The following is an 18499-nucleotide window of genomic DNA, read 5'->3' on the forward strand; positions in this document are numbered from 1 at the left end:
CGGCCGATCACAACCGGTTCCGGTCCTCAGCCGAGCAGGACCGCCAGTGGTGACTCGCCGTCGGTCCAGTAGTCGACGGCGTCGGCGAGGATCGTCTCCGCCGTGCGGGCGTCCTTCGGGGCGGCCTTGCGGAAGGCGTCCCAGTCCTCCGCGAGGAGGAGGTAGCCGCGGGCCTTGCTCTCGTCGCGCCACCAGGAGAGGTCCATGAGGCAGTCGGCGAGGGCGTCCCAGTTGCGGCCGAACCACTGGGGGAAGTCGAGGGCGGCCGCGCAGCGGTCGAGGAAGCCGGTCTTGTCCGTCACCCCGCCCAGCGGCAGCGTGGCCACCCGCCAGTCGGCCTCGGCGGCGAGCGAGATGACGCGGGAAGCGGTCTCGGTGGGCGGCAGCCGGTAGAGCCCCGGGGGGACGGTGCCGATGAAGAGGCCGGTGAGGCCGGGTGCGGGCAGCGGGCCGGTCATGGTTTTACCACCGCTTCGAAGGTGTCGTAGTGGTCGCCGGTGTAGTAGCGCTCGGCGTGGTTCCCGGTGATGATGCGGCGCGCGCCGCGGGTGCGGGAGCCGGGGGTGGGAACGGTGTACTCGTGGTAGTAGCCGCGGGCCTGCTTCGGCAGCCGGTTCTCGTAGTTGCCGAAGACCGTGCCGTCCTTGTCGTACGGGAAGGGGCCGCCCTTGTCGATGAGTTCGAGGGTCTTGCGGGCCTCGGCGGGCAGCCGGTCCGGGGTGATCGTCCGCATGCCCTTCGCCCAGGCGGGGGCCCCGGAGGAGCCCTGGGTGTTCCGTGCCGGGCTCGTGGTCGAGGTCGTCTTCCCGTCCTTGTGGCCGCCGGAGGAGCAGGCGGGCAGCAGGAGCAGGGGCAGGGCGGCGAGGAAGGCGGTCAGCGCGCGCAGGGCGCGCCCGGCCGGTCGTCGTCGGGGGAGTCGAAGCTGTCGAAGCACACTCCGTATGGTCGCAGCCCCCGCGGACGGCGCCTGGTTAGGCTGGCGGCTTCACCGTCCGCGCGTACAAGGAGGCGCCGAAGTGCCCGAGCAGAAGCGACCGCCGCTCCCCCATGAATTCCACCCTCCGGTGGCCTCGTTCACGGTGGTGAGCGATGACCTGACGCCCGGTGGGACGCTGGGCGACGCCCAGGTGTTCTCCGGGGGCAACCTCTCGCCGCAGCTGCGCTGGGAGGGGTTCCCCGAGGGGACGAAGAGCTTCGCCGTCACGTGCTTCGACCCCGACGCGCCGACCGGCAGCGGCTTCTGGCACTGGGTGCTGTTCGACATCCCGCTGTCGGTGACGGAGCTGCCCGCCGGTGCGGGGAGCGGTGAGCTGAAGGGGCTGCCCGAGGGCGCCGTCCACGTGCGCAACGACTACGGGACGCGGGACTTCGGCGGTGCCGCCCCGCCGCCCGGCGACGGGCCGCACCGCTATGTGTTCACGGTCTACGCGGTGGACAAGGAGAAGCTGGGCCCGGACGCCGCCGCGTCGCCCGCTGTCGTGGGCTTCAACCTGCGGTTCCACGCCCTGGGCCGGGCGCAGTTGATCGGTGGGTACGAGGTGCCGGCCGCCGGCTGAGGCCCGTACCCGCGGGGCCGACCGGAAAATCCGTTGCGCCCCGCCGCCCCGGATCGCACAGTGGTGCATGGCTGACGGCTCCGCATGGCCGTCGGACAGTGGACACCGCAGTGGCGGGGGCGGCGGGGCGCGCGTGCGCCGGCCGTCTGCCGGAGTCCGGCATCGTGCCGGGCGCCCGCGTCCGCTGTCGTGCGCTCCGGGCCCTGTGTCACACGGGGGAAGGGTCCGGAGCGTTCCCCTTTCTTCTTCTGTTCTTCAACTCCCTTTTCCCGTACGGAAATTACGTTGTCGTCCGATCTGTACAGGGGCACAGTTGAGCCATCTTTGCCGCTGGGGCGGGGACGGGCCGGGAGGTGTGCGGGATGCGGGAGACGCTGGTGCTCAATGCGAGTTTCGAGCCGTTGGCGACGGTGTCGCTGCGACGTGCGGTGGTGCTCGTGCTCCAGGGCAAGGCCGTGGTCGAGCAGGCGAGGCCCGGGCGACGGGTCCGGGCGACGGCGGTCGAGATGCCGGTGCCGCAGGTGATCAGGTTGTGCCGCTACGTACGGGTGCCGTTCCGAAGACGGGCTTCCTGGTCGCGGCGGGGGGTGCTGGTGCGGGACCAGCACCGGTGCGCGTACTGCGGCCGGCGGGCGACGACGGTGGACCATGTGGTGCCGCGCTCGCGCGGGGGCGAGGACAGTTGGCTGAACACGGTCGCGGCGTGCGCCGAGGACAACCACCGCAAGGCGGACCGTACGCCGGAGCAGGCGGGGATGCGGCTGCTGACCGCGCCGTTCGAACCGACGCCCGCGGACGCGCTCGTGCTCGCGCTGGGGGCGCGGGAGGGGTTGCCGGAGTGGCTGGCGGGGCGGGTCGCGGTGTCCGCCTGAGCGAGGGGGCGGGCGGGGTGTGTTCCTCCCCCGCCCGCCCCCTGTTCGTCACTGCTTCAGCAGCATCTGCACGATGGCCACGACGCCGACCACGACGATGACGCCGCGCAGCGCGGTGGGCGGCAGACGGCGGCCGATCTTCGCGCCCAGCTGGCCGCCGAGGGTGGAGCCCGCGGCGATGAGCAGCACGGCGGTCCAGTCGAAGTCGGCGACGAAGAGGAAGAAGAGCGCCGCGACGCCGTTGACGACGACGGCGAGGACGTTCTTCAGGGCGTTGACGCGCTGGAGGTCGTCGCGCAGGAGCAGGCCCATCAGGGAGAGGTAGAGGACGCCCTGGGCCGCGCCGAAGTAGCCGCCGTAGGCACTGGCGAGCAGGAGGCCCAGGAGCAGGGCGGGGCCGCCGTCGGTGACGGTGTCGGTGGTGCCGTTGCGTTCGCGGCGGCGGGCGAGCGCCTTGGCGAGCCGGGGCTGGAGGACGACGAGGACCAGTGCGAGGCCGATGAGGGCGGGCACGATCGTGTCGAAGGCCTTGGACGGGAGCGCGAGCAGCAGGACGGCGCCGGCGAGCCCGCCGATCAGGGCGGTGACGCCGAAGCGCAGGACGCGGCGGCGCTGGCCGCGGAGTTCGCGGCGGTAGCCGATGGCGCCGCTGATGTTTCCGCTGACGAGGCCGAGGGTGTTGGAGACGTTCGCGGTGATCGGGGGCAGTCCGACGGCGAGGAGCACCGGGAAGGTGAAGAGGGTGCCGGAGCCGACGATGGTGTTGATGGTGCCCGCGCCGATGCCTGCGGCGAAGATCGCGAGTGCTTCCCAGATGGACAAGGCCATCTCCTTCATGGTCAGTGTGTCGCCTCCCCGCCCTGAAGGGGTCGAGGGGCCTTACTGATCATGCAGGAGAGGACCGGCGTCAGTCGATGGGCGGCTGCTCCCGGCGGGGCGTCTCCTTGGTGGTCTTCGGGGCCTGGCCACCGCTGCGCGACGGGCCCATGGGGCCGAAGTTCCCGACGGCGCCGCTCAGGCCCTTGAGCGCGTCGCCGATCTCGCTGGGCACGATCCAGAGCTTGTTGGCGTCGCCTTCGGCGATCTTCGGCAGCATCTGGAGGTACTGGTAGGAGAGCAGCTTCTCGTCGGGGTCACCGGCGTGGATGGACTCGAAGACCGTACGGATCGCCTGGGCCTCGCCCTCGGCGCGCAGGGCGGCGGCCTTGGCCTCACCCTCGGCGCGCAGGATCGCGGACTGCTTCTCGCCCTCGGCGGTGAGGATCTGCGACTGGCGGATGCCCTCCGCGGTGAGGATCGCGGCGCGCTTGTCACGGTCGGCGCGCATCTGCTTCTCCATCGAGTCCTGGATGGAGGTGGGCGGCTCGATGGCCTTGAGCTCGACGCGGTTGACGCGGATGCCCCACTTGCCGGTGGCCTCGTCGAGCACGCCGCGCAGGGCCGCGTTGATCTCCTCACGCGAGGTGAGGGTCCGCTCCAGGTCCATGCCGCCGATGATGTTGCGCAGGGTGGTGACGGTGAGCTGCTCGATGGCCTGGATGAAGCTGGAGACCTCGTACGTCGCGGCGCGCGCGTCGGTCACCTGGTAGTAGATGACGGTGTCGATGTTGACGACCAGGTTGTCCTGGGTGATCACCGGCTGCGGCGGGAACGGCACGACCTGCTCGCGGAGGTCGATGCGGTTGCGGATGGAGTCGATGAAGGGGACGACGATGTTCAGACCGGCGTTGAGGGTCCGGGTGTAGCGGCCGAAGCGCTCGACGATGGCGGCGCTGGCCTGTGGGATCACCTGGACCGTCTTCATGAGGGCGATGAAGACGAGCACCACCAAGATGATCAGGACGATGATGATCGGTTCCATCGTGGCTCCCCGTGCCTGTCGGTGTTGATCTCTCCGGTGAAGTCTTTCAGAACGCGGCGCCGCCGTGCAGGTAATGAGGGCATATCAAGCCGCGCGCGGCTCGTTCCCCGGTGTGTCCCGGGGCCGTACGGGGGTGGTCGGCGGCGGTCACAGCACCACGGCCGTCGCACCGTCGATCTCGACGACGTCCACCTGCTGGCCCGCCTCGTAGCTGCGCGCGGCGTCGTAGGAGCGCGCGGACCAGATCTCGCCGGCGAGCTTGATGCGGCCGCCGTTGCCGTCGACCCGCTCCAGGACGACGGCCTGCCGGCCCTTGAGGGCGTCCACGCCGGTCTCCAGGGCGGGGCGCTGCGAACGGTGGCGGTTGGCGATCGGCCGGACGACGGCGATGAGGGCGACCGAGACGACGGCGAAGACGACGAACTGCGCGACGGCGCCGCCGCCGAGCCGGTCGGTGACGGCGGCGGCCACGGCTCCGGCCGCGAGCATCCCGAACTCGGGCATCGCGGTGACGACGAGCGGGATGCCCAGTCCGACGGCGGCCACCAGCCACCACACCCATGTGTCCACGTGTTCATGGTAGGCGTGGCGGCGGCCGCCGGACAGTGCGCGGGAGCGGGGCGCGCGGTGGAGCGGGGGGTCAGGAGAGGGGCAGGCCCTGGGCCGTCCAGCGCTGTCCCTGGCGCTCGACGACCAGGGGGAGGCCGAAGCAGTGGGAGAGGTTGCGGGAGGTGAGTTCGAGCTCGACGGGGCCCGCGGCGAGCACCTTGCCCTGACGGATCATCAGGACGTGGGTGAAGCCCGGGGGGATCTCCTCGACGTGGTGGGTGACCATGAGCATCGAGGGCGCGAGGGGGTCGCGGGCGAGGCGGCCCAGGCGGCGCACGAGGTCCTCGCGGCCGCCCAGGTCGAGGCCCGCGGCGGGCTCGTCGAGCAGCAGCAGCTCGGGGTCGGTCATCATCGCGCGGGCGATGAGGGTGCGCTTGCGCTCGCCCTCGGAGAGGGTGCCGAACTTCCGGTCCAGGTAGTCCGTCATGCCGAGGACGTCGAGGAAGGCGCGGGCGCGCTGCTCGTCGACCTCCTCGTAGTTCTCCTGCCAGGTGGCCGTCATGCCGTACGCGGCGGTGAGGACGGTCTGCAGGACGGTCTGGCTGCGCGGCAGCTTGTCGGCGAGGGCGATGCCCGCGACGCCGATGCGGGGGCGGAGCTCGAAGACGTCGACCGCGCCGAGCTTCTCGCCCAGGACCTTGACGGTGCCCGTGGTCGGGAAGAGATAGCTGGAGGCGACATTGAGGAGGGTGGTCTTGCCTGCGCCGTTGGGGCCGAGGATGACCCAGCGCTCCCCTTCCTTGACCGACCAGGAGACCTGGTCCACCAGAGCCCGGCCCTCGCGGACCACGGATACGTCCACCAGTTCCAGCACTTCGCTCATGAGCGCGTTGTCTCCCATTGCAGTGTCGTCGTCGCTTGCCCTTGCAGGCGATGCCCTCAGGGACAGCCCCCAGGGAAGAACTTACGCCACCCGTTGTCGGTGCCGGTCCTTAGGCTGGGGCCATGCTCGATGAACACCGCTCAGGACGGCTCACTGCGTGGGGAAATGCCCTCATTGCCGGATTCACCTCTCCCGATGAGGCCGCACACCGGATCATCGGTGACGACGCCGTGCACCGCGTCACCGGACTGCCCGGGGAGTCCGGCCCGGTCGGTCTGACCCTGGCCCTCGGCCGGCTCCGCGCCCTCGGGGCGACGGGGCTGCGCCTCGCGCTGCCGGTGCCCGGCCACCCGCTGGGGCTCAGCGGGCCGCCGGAGTTCAACGCCCGGGCCCTGGAGGCCGAGGAGGCGGTCGTCGCCGTGGGCGCCGCGCTGGGGCTCGTGCCGGAGGTCTACGAGGCCGGGCCCGAGGGGGATGTGCACGTCGAGGTCCTGTGGCACTGCCTGCCCGTGCGGGAGGCGCCGCCCGCCGACGTGCCGACGCTGTCGGAGGCGGAGCGGGAGCTGGCGGAGGCGCTGCGCGAGGCGACCGAGGTGCTCACCCGGCTGGATGTGGCCGGTTCCGGCCCGGTGGCCCAGGCCGCGCTGGAGGCGTATCGCGCGCGGGCCGAGCGGAGCCGCGAGGTGCTGGCGCCGGGGTATCCGCCACGCGCGGTGCGGGTGCTGGAGCTGGCGCAGCGGGTCGGGGCGCTGATCGCCATCGCCTACGAGCCGGGGGACGCCGAGGGGCGGGAGCACGGCGGCGCGGTGAGCGCGTCGGAGATCGCGGCGCGGGCGGCGGCACTGCGGCCGGTGGAGCGCACGGCCCGGCGGGCACGGGTGGCGGCGTACAACGCGATGGTGGAGGAGCGGGACCGGAAGAGGCGCTGAGGCGCTTCAGGCGCGTACGGCAAGGCCCCGCGGAGAGGTCCGCGGGGCCTTGCCGTACGCGCCCCTGAGTCGCCGATGGGAAGGCGGAGCGTGAGCCCTAGTAGCGGCCGCCGTGGCCGCCATGGCCCTCGTGGCCGAAGTCCTCATGGCGGTCGACGTCCGCGTTGATGCAGGTGTTGCCGAACGTCGGGTTGAGGAGACCCACGATGTCGATGCTGTTGCCGCACAGGTTGATCGGCACCTGGATCGGGAGCTGGATCACATTGCCGGAGATGATGCCGGGCGAGCCCTTGGCCACGCCGTCGGCGAAGGCCCCACCGCCCTCGCCGTGGGCGGCGGCGACGCTGACAGAGGCGCTGACAGCCATGCCTGCCGCGGCCAGGACGAGGGCGGCCTTCTTGGCACTGTTCATAGAGGGTCTTCCTTCTGCTGATGTCCTTGACGACCCCAGCCGCGGGGTCGCGTACTGATGAACGCCAGCGCACCGCCGATGGCACGGCCATCGGCGGTGTTTGCCCTCATTCGGACGAGTGATCGCCCCCGTCTGCCCGGGCTCCGTGGGCCGGAGCCGGGCAGACGATGCGTCGGCTACTTGTTGACGCAGAGGTTCCCGGCCGCCGGGTTGAGCAGACCCACCACGTTGATGGTGTTGCCGCACACGTTCGCGTCCACGTCGACCGGCACCTGGATGACGTTGCCGGAAACGACGCCGGGCGAGTTCTTCGCCTCGCCCTCGGCCTGGTGAGCGGAGGCCGCACCGGCGCCCGCGAAGGCGAGACCGCCGAGGGCGATCGTGACGGCAGCGACCTTCTTCATGTTCTTCACTCTTCTAATGACCTTCCTGGAACGTTGCCACGGCCAGCCGCCGCGTACGCCATGGAAAACGGGTCACGGACGGTCAGGTTGCGGGGCCAGGTGGACCACCACACGACCGTATGAATCTCTGATCTGAAGACGACGTTCCGGTATGACCGCGATCATGCTCCGATCCCATGTCGGACGGCCCACAGGGCCGCCTGGGTGCGGTCGGCGAGGTCCAGCTTCATCAGGATGTTCGACACGTGGGTCTTGACAGTCTTCTCCGACAGGACGAGGGCGCGGGCGATCTCCCGGTTGGACCGGCCGTCGGCGATCAGGGCGAGCACCTCCCGCTCGCGCTCGGTGAGCGCGTTGCCTCTCCCCTGGCCACCGCCCGCCTCCTCCTGGGACAGCAGGGCGCCCGCCACCTCGGGCTGGAGCAGGACGTGCCCGGCGTGCACGGACCTGATCGCGCCGGCGAGGGCGTCGGGGTCCACGTCCTTGTAGACGTACCCCGCCGCACCGGCCCGCAGGGCGGGGATCACGGTGCGCTGCTCGGTGAAGCTGGTGACGATCAGCACCCGGGCGGGGTTGCCGAGCTCCCGGAGCTTGCGCAGCGCCTCGATGCCGTCGGTGCCGGGCATCTTCACGTCCATGAGGACGACGTCGGGGCGCAGCTCCTCGGCCCGCTCGACGCCCTCGGCGCCGTCGGCGGCCTCCCCGACCACCTCGATGTCGTCCTGGACCTCCAGGAACGTCCGCAGGCCCCGGCGGACCACCTGGTGGTCGTCGACCAGCAGCACCCGGATCGCCCGCCCGTCGCCCACCACCCCCCTTCGATCGGAACGCTCCGCGTCGCCCCTTTCGATTTCAGCCACCTGGCACCTCCATCTCGATCGCGGTGCCCTTCCCGGGCGCCGAGGTAACGGTCAGACCGCCGCCGACGCCGGTCGCCCGGTCCCGCATGGAGACGAGCCCGAGGTGGCGGCCCGCCCGGCGGACGCTGCCGGGCTCGAAGCCGCGGCCGTCGTCGGTGACGCGCAGCACGGCGCCCTGGCCCGCGCGGGTGAGGGTGACGCCCACGTGCCCGGCGCCGGAGTGCCGCAGGGCGTTGTGCAGGGCCTCCTGGGCGACGCGCAGCAGCGCCTCCTCCTGGGCGGCCGGGAGGGCCCGTACGCCCCGGGAGGCGAAGGTGACGCGGGCGGTGTGGGCCCGGTCCAGGACCTGGATCTGGGTGCGCAGGGTGGCGACGAGCCCGTCCTCGTCGAGGCCCGCGGGGCGCAGCTCGACGACGGCGGCGCGCAGCTCGTCGGCGGCCTCGGCGGCGAGCCGGGCCACCTCGTGCAGCTCGTCCTTGGCGCGGGCGGGGTCGCGGTCGACGAGCGCGGTGGCCGCCTGGGCGGTCAGGCGCAGGGAGAAGAGCTTCTGGGCCACGGCGTCGTGCAGCTCGTGGGCGAGGCGGGCGCGCTCCCCGGCGATGGTGAGCTCGCGGCTGCGCTCGTAGAGCCGGGCGTTGGTGAGCGCTATGGCGGCGTGCTGGGCGAGGACGCCGAGGAGTTCCTCGTCCTCGGCGGTGAAGCCGCAGCCGCCGGCCGGTTTGGGACACCTCTTGTTGGCGAGGAAGAGCGCGCCGAGGATCTCCTCGCCGTCGGCGACGGGCATGCCGATGAAGTCGCTCATGTCGGGGTGGGCGTCGGGCCAGCCCTCGAAGCGGGGGTCCTCGCGGACGTCGCCGAGGCGCTGCGGGGTGGCGTCGTGGAGCATCGCGGCGAGGATGCCGTGCTGCCGGGGCAGCGGGCCGATGGCCTTCCACTGCTCGTCGCTGATCCCGTCGACGACGAACTGCGCGAAGCCCCCGTGGTCGTCCGGTACGCCGAGCGCGGCGTATTCGGCGTCCAGCAGTTCGCGGGCGGAGACGACGATCGTCTTGAGGACGTCGCGCACCTGGAGGTGTCTGCTCATGGCGAGGAGCGCGGTGCTCACGGCGGTGAGGCCGGAGCGTGGGCCGGTGGTCATGAGGTCACGGTACCGAGGTGGGTGACGGGGCGTATCGGGCCGCCGGAGGCCCGGGCCCCGGACCGGGGGCCTAGGTCGGAGGTCCCGGACCCGGTTCCGGATATGGGGTCCGGGCGGGATACGGGGCGAGTTCCGGGATGTGCCCCTCATGGGCCGCCGTCGCGGACCAGACTCGGAGCATGTCTATACCAACGACACAGTGGACACCGACCCACGGCGATCCCTACCGGCCGGTGCCCTATCGGCCCGAGCGGATGCCCGCCGCCGAGTCCCTGGCCCGCGCCGCCGAACTGCGGGAGCGGATGGACGGGCGCAGGACCGTACGGCAGTTCTCCGTGGACCCGGTGCCGGAGCAGGTGGTGAAGGACGCGATCGCGTGCGCGGCCACCGCCCCCTCCGGGGCGCATCAGCAGCCGTGGACGTTCGTCCTGGTGAAGGACCCCGAGGTGCGGCGGCGGATCCGCGCGGCCGCGGAGGAGGAGGAACGGATCTCCTACGACGGGCGGCTGGGCGAGGAGTGGCTGGCGGCGCTGCGGCCGCTGGGCACGGACGAGGTCAAGCCGCATCTGACGGACGCGCCCGCGCTGATCGTGGTCTTCCAGCAGCGGTACTGGCTGGGTGCGGGCGGGAAGAAGCGCAAGCACTACTACGTGGACGAGTCGGTGGGCATCGCGGTCGGGATGCTGCTGTCGGCGCTGCACCTGTCGGGGCTGGCCGCGCTGGTGCACACGCCGAGCCCGATGCGGTTCCTGTCCGAGGTGCTGGGGCGGCCGGCGAACGAGAAGGCGTTCGCGGTGATCCCGGTGGGGTATCCGGCCGCGGACTGCCAGGTGCCGGACCTGGTCCGCAAGAGCCTGGACCAGGTACTGGTGGAGATCTGAGCAAACGATCACATACGCAAAGCGTCAGGGCGCGCACACCGGGTGACCCCCTAGGGGGCCCGGTGTGACGCCGGGCATAGGGCGCAGATCACCTACGAACCCGGCTAGTGGATAAATAAGGCCACCGTAAGCGGGTGCAGGGGCCGTTCGGGGCCCGTTTCGCACGGTGGCCGCAGGGCCCTCCGCAACGAAGCCGGGTAGTACGTCACACCTTTGCCACAGCATTTTGCGGCCGCTAACAATTGCCCAGTCGCAGGGCGCCGTCGATCGAGACGCGGCGCTTTTTGCAGCGCCTCTCCGGGCCACTGCGACTCAAGCGATTGGAAGAGGTTCAGCTCAGCATGCGCTCCCCCATCTCCGGCTATAGCCGTCTCACCAAGGTCCACAAGTTCTCCGCCGCGGGCATCGCCGCGGCCGGTGTGGCCGCCCTGACGTTCGCCGCCCTGCCGGCCGGTTCGGCCGACGCTGGCACGCAGTCGATCGCCGTCAAGCCGGTCGCGTGGAACGCCAAGGCCCTCGGTGTCGAGGACCAGCAGGAGCAGCTCGGCAAGCAGTCGGACAACGCCGCGAAGCTGGCGAAGTCCGAGGCCGAGGCCAAGCAGAAGGCGGAGGCCGAGGCGAAGGCCAAGGCCGACAAGGAGCGCGCCGACAAGGAGGCCGCGAGCCGTTCCGAGGAGCGCAAGCCGGTCCAGGCCGCCCCCGCCCCGGCCCCGGCCCCCGCGAAGAAGGCCTACGCCAACAACCTCGACGGGTGGATCCGCGAGGCCCTGGACATCATGGCCGCCCACAACATCCCGGGTTCGTACGACGGCATCAAGCGCAACATCATGCGCGAGTCGACCGGCAACCCCCAGGCCATCAACAACTGGGACTCCAACGCCGCCGCCGGCATCCCCTCCAAGGGCCTGCTCCAGGTGATCGACCCGACCTTCAAGGCGTACCACGTCGAGGGCACCTCCTGGGACATCTACGACCCGGTCGCCAACATCACCGCCGCCTGCAACTACGCGGCCAAGACGTACGGCTCGATGGACAACGTCAACTCCGCCTACTGAGCGAGCTGACGGCACGCGCACACGCCGAAGGGCGGCACCCGGTCCGGGTGCCGCCCTTCGGCGTGTGTACGTGCCGCGTTACTTGCGCATGACCTCGGGCTCGTGGCGGCGCAGCAGCCGCGCGACCACGAAGCCGCAGAGCACGCCGAGGGCGATGAGCACGACCACGTCGATGCCCCACTGGCTCGCGGTGTGTGCCCACAGCGGGTCGACGTTGTTGCGGTTGTTCTTGTCCATCGGCGCCATGATGTGCGAAAGGTCGAGCGTCGCGGCGGACGCGCCGATGGCCCAGCGGGAGGGCATCAGCCAGGCGAACTGCTCGATGCCCGGCGAGTCGTAGATCTTGAACATGATGCCGGTGAAGACGACCTGGACGATCGCGAACATCACCAGCAGCGGCATGGTCTTCTCGGCGGTCTTCACCAGGGAGGAGATGACGAGGCCGATCATCATCGAGGTGAAGCCGAGCGCGATGATCACCAGGCAGATCTCGACGGCCGGGAGGTTCTTGACGATCAGGCCGTGCTCGGGCAGCTTGCGGACCGAGAAGCCGATGGCGCAGATGAGGGCGCCCTGCACCGCGGTGATCGCGCCGAGGACGATCACCTTGGACATCAGATACGCGGAGCGGGACAGGCCGACGGCGCGTTCCCGTTCGTAGATGACCCGTTCCTTGATCAGCTCGCGGACGGAGTTGGCGGCGCCGGAGAAGCACATGCCGACCGCGAGGATCAGCATGATCGTGCCCGCGTCCTGGTTGAAGTGCCCCTTCTCCGGCGCGCCGAGGCCGTAGTCGGAGGGGATCACACAGCTCACGCCGCCGAGCACGGCGGGCAGGATGAGCATCAGGCCGATGAAGCCGCGGTCGGAGGCGATGACCGAGGCGTAGCGGCGCATCAGGGTCCACAGCTGGGAGCCCCAGCTCTGCGGCTTGGGCGGGCGGACCATCTGCGGCTGGACGTGCACGGACTGCGGGGCGACGGCGTCGATGTCCGCGGCGTACATCTGGTAGTGCTGCGAGCCGCGCCAGCGGCCCGACCAGTCGTAGTCGCGGTAGTTCTCGAAGGCCGAGAAGACGTCCGCCCAGGTGTCGTAGCCGAAGAAGTTGAGCGCCTCCTCGGGCGGGCCGAAGTAGGCGACCGACCCGCCGGGGGCCATCACCAGCAGCTTGTCGCAGATCGCGAGCTCGGCGACGGAGTGGGTGACCACCAGGACCGTGCGGCCGTCGTCGGCGAGGCCGCGGAGCAGCTGCATCACATCGCGGTCCATGCCCGGGTCGAGGCCGGAGGTGGGCTCGTCCAGGAAGATCAGCGAGGGCTTGGTGAGCAGCTCCAGGGCGACGGAGACGCGCTTGCGCTGACCGCCGGAGAGGGAGGTGACCTTTTTGTCCTTGTGGATGTCGAGCTTGAGCTCGGCGAGCACCTCACCTATCCGGGCCTCGCGCTCGGAGGCCGCGGTGTCGCCGGGGAAGCGGAGCTTGGCGGCGTAGCGCAGCGCCTTCTGGACGGTGAGCTCCTTGTGCAGGATGTCGTCCTGCGGGACCAGACCGATGCGCTGGCGCAGCTCGGCGAACTGCTTGTAGAGGTTGCGGTTGTCGTAGAGGACGTCGCCCTCGTTCGCCGGGCGGTAGCCGGTGAGCGCCTTGAGCAGCGTGGACTTGCCGGAGCCGGACGGGCCGATGACGGCGATCAGCGACTTCTCGGGGACGCCGAAGGAGACGTCCTTGAGGATCTGCTTGCCGCCGTCGACCGTGACCGTGAGGTGGCGGGCGGAGAAGGAGACGTCGCCGGTGTCGACGAACTCCTCCAGCCGGTCGCCGACCAGACGGAAGGTGGAGTGACCGACACCCACGATGTCGTGGGGGCCGATGATCTGCTGACGGACCGGCTGGCCGTTGACGTAGGTGCCGTTGTGGCTGCCGAGGTCGACGATCTCGAAGCGGCCGTCGCCGGTGGCCCGGAACTCGGCGTGGTGCCGGGAGACCTGGAGGTCGGAGACGACCAGCTCGTTCTCCAGGGCACGGCCGATGCGCATCACGCCGCGGCCGACGGCCATCTGGTGGAAGCTGGTCGGGCTGCGGTCGCCGTAGACCGGGGGGTTGCCGCCGCCCTGCGGCGGGGTGCCACCGTGCGCCGGGGGCTGCTGCGCGGGCTCCGGCGCCTGCTGCGGGACGTACGCCTGCGGCTGGTGCTGCTGGTGCGCCTGCTGCTGGTGCTGCTGCCAGGCGTCCTGCCCCTGCTGCTGGTACGGGGGCTGCTGCCAGCCGGCCCCGGGCTGCTGGTGCTGCGGCGGCTGATGGTGGGCCGGAGCCTGCGGCGCGGCCATCGCGGTCTGCGCGCTGTAGAGGTCCGCGGCCGGGGCTCCGACCCCGGCACCGGCGCCGGCAGCGGCGAGATTCAGCCGCGGGCCGTCCGTGGCGTTGCCCAGGTGCACGGTCGAACCGGGGCCGATTTCCATCTGGTGGATCCGCTGCCCCTGCACGTATGTGCCGTTGGTGCTGCCGTGGTCCTCGATGACCCAACTGCGCCCGCCCCAGCGCACGGTGGCGTGCCGCCACGAGACGCGGGCGTCCTGCAGCACCATGTCGCCCTGCGGATCACGCCCCAGGGTGTACGACCTGGACGGATCGAGCGTCCAGGTCTGTCCATTCAATTCCAGTACGAGTTCCGGCACTCCATGCCCCACTACTTGTCCCCCGATGAGCCCCCTGCACAGGGAGTCTAGGGATGGCGAACATCGGGAGGAACTATTTCAGGCACAGTCCCCGAACCAAAAGTCGGGGAAGGGCGCAACCCGGTAACGGGCGCCGTTGACGGACCCGAAACACACCCTGAGAGTGGTTACCGCCACGGATACGTACGGATCATGCGCATCCGGGCAACGTGGCGGGATCGGGGGGGTCCGTGATGATCGGCAAAAGGCATGGACGCGGGGGTGGCGGAATCCCCGCCGCGGAGCTGATTCTTACCTCAATAGCCGCCGTGAGCTGGGCTTTTCTCGCTATGGCGGGAATTGCGGCACTGGGACTGCATTTACTCGGTGCGGATACGGCGGGTGCGCTTGGGCCGATGACCGCGGCCGCCGTCGTTCTTGCGGTGGGCGGCTCCGTCACCCCTTCGGGCGATCTGGAGGCATTCGGTCTGAAGGGCGCGGCGGCGCACAGCGCCATCGAAATCGCGCCACTGGGCGTGAGCCTGGCGGGCGCGCTCCTGCTGGGACTTGTCTTCGCGCGGTCGCTGCGTACGGCCGGTGCCACGGTGTCCGTCCGCGAGCTCGCCGTGCGGGCGGGCACGGTGGCCGTGCTCTTCCTGCTGCTGCTCGGCGGGCTGGCCTGGGTCGGCTCGGACACGGTCACGATCGACGGGAGCGGCCTCGGTCTCGGCGGCACGAGCGGCGGCGGCCTGGTGATCCCCGGGGTCGGGGACATCGGGAACATCGGCGGCGGTCTGCCGGACCGGCTCGCCGGACTGGCGCGCGCCAAGGCCTCCGTGGGCTTCTCCGTGCGGACCGGCCCCTCGCTGCTCGGCGGCGCGGTGTGGGTGCTCGGCGTCCTGCTGATCACCGTACTGGCGGCGCGGCGGGCACCGCTGCCGCGCGGCTGGGAGGTACTGCACCGGGGGGTGCGCCCGGCGGTCTCGGCGCTGTGCGCGGTGCTGGTCGTGGCGGTCGGCGCGGGGCTGGCGGCGGCGCTGGTCGCGGCGGCGAGCGACGCCCACGCGAAGCGGGTGCTGGGCGCGGCACTGCTCGGGACGCCCAACGGGGTGTGGCTCGCGGTGCCGCTGGGACTCCTGGTCTCCTGGCGGGGCACGGCCACCGGGGCGCTGGTCCAGGTGCTGCCCTCGCCGCTGGACGAGTTGCTGAGCGCCAAGGCCGACGAGTCGGTGACGCTGGGACGCCTGGCGGAACTCGACGGGCGGGTGTGGCTGCTGGGGTTCGCCTGCGCCCTGATGATCCTCGTGGCGGGGGTGCTCACCGCGGTCCGCACACCCCGGGGCGAGCTGGGCGTGCCGGCCTTTGCGGGGCGCTGCGCGGTGTCGCTGGGAGTGGCGACCGCCCTCGCGCTGCCGCTGCTGGTGCTGGCGACCCGCGTCAAGGCGGACGCCGGTCTTTCGGTCCTGGGCTTCGACGCCGTGGGGGCGGGCCTGGAGCTGACGGGCGACGCCCCGATGGCCCTGGGCCTGGGCGCGCTGTGGGGCACGGTCGCGGGGGCGGCCGGGGCGCTGCTGGCCTGCGCGGTGGGGGCTGCGGGACGGCGCGCGGCGGGGCCCCGTCCCCGTACGGGCACAGGCGGCGCTCGTACGTACCCCGACCTGGCCTATCTGCCGGGCCCGTACAACCCCTCGCCGGCCCACCGGCCCGCGCAGGACGAGACGAATCCGTACAAGCGCGACGAGGCGAACCCCTACCGACGGCCACCGGCCGCCGACCACTTCAGCGCGCCCACCCAGCCGGGGACGCCCCTGCCCCCGCCCCGGCCGCGCCCCCGGCGGGGGTACGGGTCTCCGGAAGAGGGGCCGCCGCCTCCCGGGCCGCCGCCTCCTGGACCGCCGTACGGACAGCGTTAACGCGCCGTAATCCGGTTCTTCGCCGTCCGGTCGGCGGGACAGGTGTACGGATCCCCCGCGGGGCCGGATACGGTGGGAGCACCATGAGCGCATCGCAGACCTCGCCTGCCACCGCCGCCACCGGCGACGACGTACCCACCCTCCTCGTCAAGATCTTCGGGAAGGACCGGCCGGGCATCACCGCCGGACTGTTCGACACGCTCGCCGCGTTCGCCGTCGACGTCGTCGACATCGAGCAGGTCGTCACCCGGGGCCGGATCACCCTCTGCGCGCTGGTCACCGCACCGTCGGGCGGGGGGCCGATGGAGGGCGAGCTGCGGGCGACGGTGCACAGTTGGGCGGACTCGCTGCACCTCCAGGCGGAGATCATCTCGGGCCGGGGCGACAACAGGCCGCGTGGCACCGGGCGTTCCCATGTCACGGTGCTCGGCCACCCGCTGACCGCCGAGTCGACGGCCGCGATCGCGGCCCGGATCACCGGCACCGGCGGCAACATCGACCGCATCTTCCGGCTCGCCAAGTACCCGGTGACCGCGGTGGAGTTCGCCGTCTCGGGCACCGAGACCGAGTCGCTGCGGACCGCGCTGGCCATGGAGGCGGCGGCGCGTGGGGTGGATGTGGCGGTTGTGGCGGCCGGTCTCCAGCGGCGGGCGCAGCGCCTGATCGTCATGGACGTGGACTCGACGCTGATCCAGGACGAGGTCATCGAGCTGTTCGCGGCGCACGCCGGGTGCGAGGCGGAGGTCGCGGAGGTCACCGCGCAGGCGATGCGCGGCGAGCTGGACTTCGAGCAGTCGCTGCACGCCCGGGTCGCGCTGCTGGCCGGGCTGGACGAGTCCGTGGTGGACAAGGTGCGGGCCGAGGTCCGGCTCACCCCGGGCGCCCGGACCCTGATCCGGACGCTGAAGCGGCTCGGCTATCAGGTGGGCGTGGTCTCCGGTGGGTTCACCCAGGTCACGGACGACCTCCGGGAGCGGCTGGGCCTGGACTTCGCGTCGGCGAACACGCTGGAGGTCGTCGACGGCCGGCTGACCGGCCGGGTCACCGGGGAGATCGTGGACCGCGCGGGCAAGGCGCGCCTGCTGCGGCGGTTCGCCGCGGAGGCGGGGGTGCCGCTCGCGCAGACGGTCGCGATCGGGGACGGGGCGAACGATCTGGACATGCTGAACGCGGCGGGCCTCGGGGTCGCGTTCAACGCGAAGCCGGTGGTGCGGGAGGCGGCGCACACGGCGGTGAACGTGCCGTTCCTGGACACGGTGCTCTATCTTCTGGGCGTCACCAGGGAAGAGGTCGAGGCGGCGAACACGCACGAGTGATCGTGGCGGGGGCCTGGGTTACTCGCCGTTGTCGAGCGCGGGTCCGTTGCCGCCTGCGGCGGGAGCTCCCTGCGGGCGCGTCCTCAAACGCCGGACGGGCTGATTTCAGCCCGTCCGGCGTTTGAGGACAAGCGGCGCAGCCGCTTCGGGGGTCTGGGGCGAAGCCCCAGTTTCGGGAAGGGGCGGGGCTGGGGAACAAGCCCGCCGCAGGCGACAAGCTCACCCGCACAAAGCCCCGCCTGGCCACCGCCTAAGCGTGCGGCGGCCAGAAGTCCGTCAGGCGGCCGACTCCGAGCTCCACCGACTTCCATGAGCCCGTGAACGTGAGCACCGCGATCGACGACGTCGGGAAGCCGGAGCGGTTCATGCGCGCGAGCGCGTCGCCCTCCGCGCTGCCCGCGAGCGCGTCCGCCAGCCCGTGCATCCCCGGGTTGTGCCCCACCAGGAGCAGGTCCGCCACGTCTTCGGGCGTTTCGTTGATCACGGCGATGAGCTCGCCGAGCGAGGCCTCGTACAGCCGGTCCTCGTACACCGTGCGCGGGCGCTGCGGCAGCTCGTGGACCGCGAGCTTCCATGTCTCGCGCGTGCGGGCGGAGGTGGAGCAGAGGACCAGGTCGGGGACGATGCCGGAGCCGGCGAGCCTGCGTCCCGCGACGGGGGCGTCCTTGCGGCCGCGCTCCGCGAGGGGACGCTCGTGGTCGTCCACGTCGGACCATTCGGCCTTGGCGTGGCGGAGAAGGACGATCCTGCGGGTCGGTTCGGCGCTCATGTTTTCCAGCTTCGCATGAAAAGGGCGGCGAGGCGCGGGGTGTTGGGAGGCCGTTCCCCCCTCGGTGGCACGCGCCGCCTACCCGCCGAGCGTGTGCTGGACGAACTGCACGACGCGGGCGAGCGAGCCCGTCGCACCGGCCGTCGCGCCGGACTCCGCCGACGCGGGCGAGGACAGCAGCAGGAAGAGCGTCACGAAGGCCACCGCGGGGAGCACCAGGCCCCACCACGGCAGCCTGGTCTGCACGGTGCCGTGCGTCCGGTGCTTCGTGCCGGCGGACATGGGATCGCCTCCGAGTAGGTCCAGGGCCACCGCGCCTTCGCGGTGTACTACGAACCTACGGACGGCGGCGTCCCGCTCCCATCCGGTGAACCACCCACTTGCCCCTGACTCGGCCCCCCTAGGGGACGGGGGTTAACCCCACCCTCCGCCGGAACGGCACGTCGGGG

20 protein-coding genes are annotated in these 18499 nt (G+C 71.5%); 7 read left to right on the forward strand and 13 right to left on the reverse strand.

Annotated elements, in window-relative coordinates:
• Positions 1-26: 26 nt before the first annotated feature.
• Positions 27-458: a barstar family protein gene (locus DXZ73_RS12390; RefSeq protein ID WP_116211052.1), complete on the reverse strand. Its 432-nt coding sequence runs from the start codon at positions 456-458 to the stop codon at positions 27-29.
• Entirely contained in the window at positions 455-934 is a 480-nt protein-coding gene (locus DXZ73_RS38780) for a ribonuclease domain-containing protein (RefSeq protein WP_240351323.1), read from the reverse strand. The genes DXZ73_RS12390 and DXZ73_RS38780 overlap by 4 nt, the downstream gene beginning before the upstream one ends.
• 82 nt (positions 935-1016) lie before the next feature.
• Between DXZ73_RS38780 and DXZ73_RS12400 the strand changes: the two genes are divergently transcribed.
• Entirely contained in the window at positions 1017-1556 is a 540-nt protein-coding gene (locus DXZ73_RS12400; protein WP_116211053.1) for a YbhB/YbcL family Raf kinase inhibitor-like protein, read from the forward strand.
• A gap of 362 nt (positions 1557-1918) precedes the next feature.
• Positions 1919-2428 carry an HNH endonuclease gene (locus DXZ73_RS12405; RefSeq protein WP_116211054.1) on the forward strand — a complete coding sequence of 170 codons (510 nt, stop codon included), beginning with the start codon at positions 1919-1921 and terminating at the stop codon, positions 2426-2428.
• Positions 2429-2476: 48 nt separating this feature from the next.
• On the opposite strand, the gene DXZ73_RS12410 is transcribed toward DXZ73_RS12405, so the two are convergent.
• The 4 genes from DXZ73_RS12410 to DXZ73_RS12425 form a co-directional block, all read right to left on the reverse strand.
• On the reverse strand, positions 2477-3250 hold the full coding sequence (locus DXZ73_RS12410) for a sulfite exporter TauE/SafE family protein (RefSeq protein ID WP_116215575.1): 774 nt from the start codon (positions 3248-3250) through the stop codon (positions 2477-2479).
• Positions 3251-3335: 85 nt separating this feature from the next.
• The gene (locus tag DXZ73_RS12415; protein WP_116211055.1) at positions 3336-4289 is read right to left on the reverse strand and encodes an SPFH domain-containing protein; all 954 of its coding nucleotides are present in this window, start codon (positions 4287-4289) and stop codon (positions 3336-3338) included.
• Between the two features lie 147 nt (positions 4290-4436).
• Positions 4437-4859, reverse strand: a complete 423-nt coding sequence (locus DXZ73_RS12420; RefSeq protein WP_338059120.1) for an NfeD family protein — start codon at positions 4857-4859, stop codon at positions 4437-4439.
• Positions 4860-4929: 70 nt separating this feature from the next.
• Positions 4930-5721, reverse strand: a complete 792-nt coding sequence (locus DXZ73_RS12425) for an ABC transporter ATP-binding protein (RefSeq protein ID WP_116215576.1) — start codon at positions 5719-5721, stop codon at positions 4930-4932.
• Positions 5722-5843: 122 nt separating this feature from the next.
• Here DXZ73_RS12425 and DXZ73_RS12430 point away from each other — a divergent pair, with 122 nt between their 5' ends.
• Positions 5844-6650 (forward strand): hypothetical protein, encoded by an 807-nt coding sequence (locus DXZ73_RS12430; protein ID WP_116211057.1) that lies wholly within the window; start codon positions 5844-5846, stop codon positions 6648-6650.
• Positions 6651-6747: 97 nt separating this feature from the next.
• Here the strand turns inward: DXZ73_RS12430 and DXZ73_RS12435 are convergent, their stop codons facing one another.
• The 4 genes from DXZ73_RS12435 to DXZ73_RS12450 all read right to left on the reverse strand — a co-directional run bounded on the left by DXZ73_RS12435 (position 6748) and on the right by DXZ73_RS12450 (position 9464).
• Positions 6748-7062 carry a chaplin gene (locus DXZ73_RS12435; RefSeq protein ID WP_116211058.1) on the reverse strand — a complete coding sequence of 105 codons (315 nt, stop codon included), beginning with the start codon at positions 7060-7062 and terminating at the stop codon, positions 6748-6750.
• A 176-nt stretch (positions 7063-7238) separates the two neighbouring features.
• Positions 7239-7475, reverse strand: coding sequence for a chaplin (locus DXZ73_RS12440; RefSeq protein ID WP_116211059.1), 237 nt, complete (start codon positions 7473-7475; stop codon positions 7239-7241).
• A gap of 152 nt (positions 7476-7627) precedes the next feature.
• Positions 7628-8275, reverse strand: coding sequence for a response regulator (locus DXZ73_RS12445; protein WP_116215577.1), 648 nt, complete (start codon positions 8273-8275; stop codon positions 7628-7630).
• Between the two features lie 43 nt (positions 8276-8318).
• Positions 8319-9464, reverse strand: a complete 1146-nt coding sequence (locus DXZ73_RS12450) for a GAF domain-containing sensor histidine kinase (protein ID WP_116211060.1) — start codon at positions 9462-9464, stop codon at positions 8319-8321.
• A 179-nt stretch (positions 9465-9643) separates the two neighbouring features.
• Between DXZ73_RS12450 and DXZ73_RS12455 the strand changes: the two genes are divergently transcribed.
• Together DXZ73_RS12455 and DXZ73_RS12460 are read left to right on the forward strand one after the other, a co-directional pair.
• Positions 9644-10345, forward strand: coding sequence for a nitroreductase family protein (locus DXZ73_RS12455; protein WP_205519159.1), 702 nt, complete (start codon positions 9644-9646; stop codon positions 10343-10345).
• A gap of 341 nt (positions 10346-10686) precedes the next feature.
• Positions 10687-11400, forward strand: a complete 714-nt coding sequence (locus tag DXZ73_RS12460; protein ID WP_116211062.1) for a transglycosylase SLT domain-containing protein — start codon at positions 10687-10689, stop codon at positions 11398-11400.
• 78 nt (positions 11401-11478) lie between these two features.
• Here the strand turns inward: DXZ73_RS12460 and DXZ73_RS12465 are convergent, their stop codons facing one another.
• The gene (locus DXZ73_RS12465; protein ID WP_425315827.1) at positions 11479-14073 is read right to left on the reverse strand and encodes an FHA domain-containing protein; all 2595 of its coding nucleotides are present in this window, start codon (positions 14071-14073) and stop codon (positions 11479-11481) included.
• A gap of 233 nt (positions 14074-14306) precedes the next feature.
• Between DXZ73_RS12465 and DXZ73_RS12470 the strand changes: the two genes are divergently transcribed.
• Complete coding sequence (locus DXZ73_RS12470; RefSeq protein ID WP_116211064.1) at positions 14307-15965, forward strand: streptophobe family protein; 1659 nt, start codon at positions 14307-14309, stop codon at positions 15963-15965.
• An 83-nt stretch (positions 15966-16048) separates the two neighbouring features.
• Positions 16049-17281 (forward strand): phosphoserine phosphatase SerB, encoded by a 1233-nt coding sequence (gene serB / locus DXZ73_RS12475; protein ID WP_116211065.1) that lies wholly within the window; start codon positions 16049-16051, stop codon positions 17279-17281.
• A gap of 250 nt (positions 17282-17531) precedes the next feature.
• On the opposite strand, the gene DXZ73_RS12480 is transcribed toward serB, so the two are convergent.
• Entirely contained in the window at positions 17532-18050 is a 519-nt protein-coding gene (locus tag DXZ73_RS12480) for a SixA phosphatase family protein (RefSeq protein WP_116211066.1), read from the reverse strand.
• Positions 18051-18128: 78 nt separating this feature from the next.
• Positions 18129-18332, reverse strand: coding sequence for a hypothetical protein (locus DXZ73_RS12485; RefSeq protein WP_116211067.1), 204 nt, complete (start codon positions 18330-18332; stop codon positions 18129-18131).
• Positions 18333-18499 lie beyond the last annotated feature (167 nt).

This window comes from Streptoverticillium olivoreticuli subsp. olivoreticuli, from assembly GCF_003391135.1.
Lineage (GTDB): Bacteria > Actinomycetota > Actinomycetes > Streptomycetales > Streptomycetaceae > Streptomyces > Streptomyces blastmyceticus.

Coding starts and splice junctions, on each gene's coding strand:
- DXZ73_RS12390 (WP_116211052.1), bottom strand. CDS start 458: ATGACCGGCCCGCTGCCCGCACCCGGCCTCACCGGCCTCTTCATCGGC.
- DXZ73_RS12405 (WP_116211054.1), top strand. CDS start 1,919: ATGCGGGAGACGCTGGTGCTCAATGCGAGTTTCGAGCCGTTGGCGACG.
- DXZ73_RS12415 (WP_116211055.1), bottom strand. CDS start 4,289: ATGGAACCGATCATCATCGTCCTGATCATCTTGGTGGTGCTCGTCTTC.
- DXZ73_RS12425 (WP_116215576.1), bottom strand. CDS start 5,721: ATGAGCGAAGTGCTGGAACTGGTGGACGTATCCGTGGTCCGCGAGGGC.
- DXZ73_RS12430 (WP_116211057.1), top strand. CDS start 5,844: ATGCTCGATGAACACCGCTCAGGACGGCTCACTGCGTGGGGAAATGCC.
- DXZ73_RS12435 (WP_116211058.1), bottom strand. CDS start 7,062: ATGAACAGTGCCAAGAAGGCCGCCCTCGTCCTGGCCGCGGCAGGCATG.
- DXZ73_RS12450 (WP_116211060.1), bottom strand. CDS start 9,464: ATGACCACCGGCCCACGCTCCGGCCTCACCGCCGTGAGCACCGCGCTC.
- DXZ73_RS12455 (WP_205519159.1), top strand. CDS start 9,644: ATGTCTATACCAACGACACAGTGGACACCGACCCACGGCGATCCCTAC.
- DXZ73_RS12460 (WP_116211062.1), top strand. CDS start 10,687: ATGCGCTCCCCCATCTCCGGCTATAGCCGTCTCACCAAGGTCCACAAG.
- DXZ73_RS12470 (WP_116211064.1), top strand. CDS start 14,307: ATGATCGGCAAAAGGCATGGACGCGGGGGTGGCGGAATCCCCGCCGCG.
- serB (WP_116211065.1), top strand. CDS start 16,049: ATGAGCGCATCGCAGACCTCGCCTGCCACCGCCGCCACCGGCGACGAC.
- DXZ73_RS12480 (WP_116211066.1), bottom strand. CDS start 18,050: ATGAGCGCCGAACCGACCCGCAGGATCGTCCTTCTCCGCCACGCCAAG.
- DXZ73_RS12485 (WP_116211067.1), bottom strand. CDS start 18,332: ATGTCCGCCGGCACGAAGCACCGGACGCACGGCACCGTGCAGACCAGG.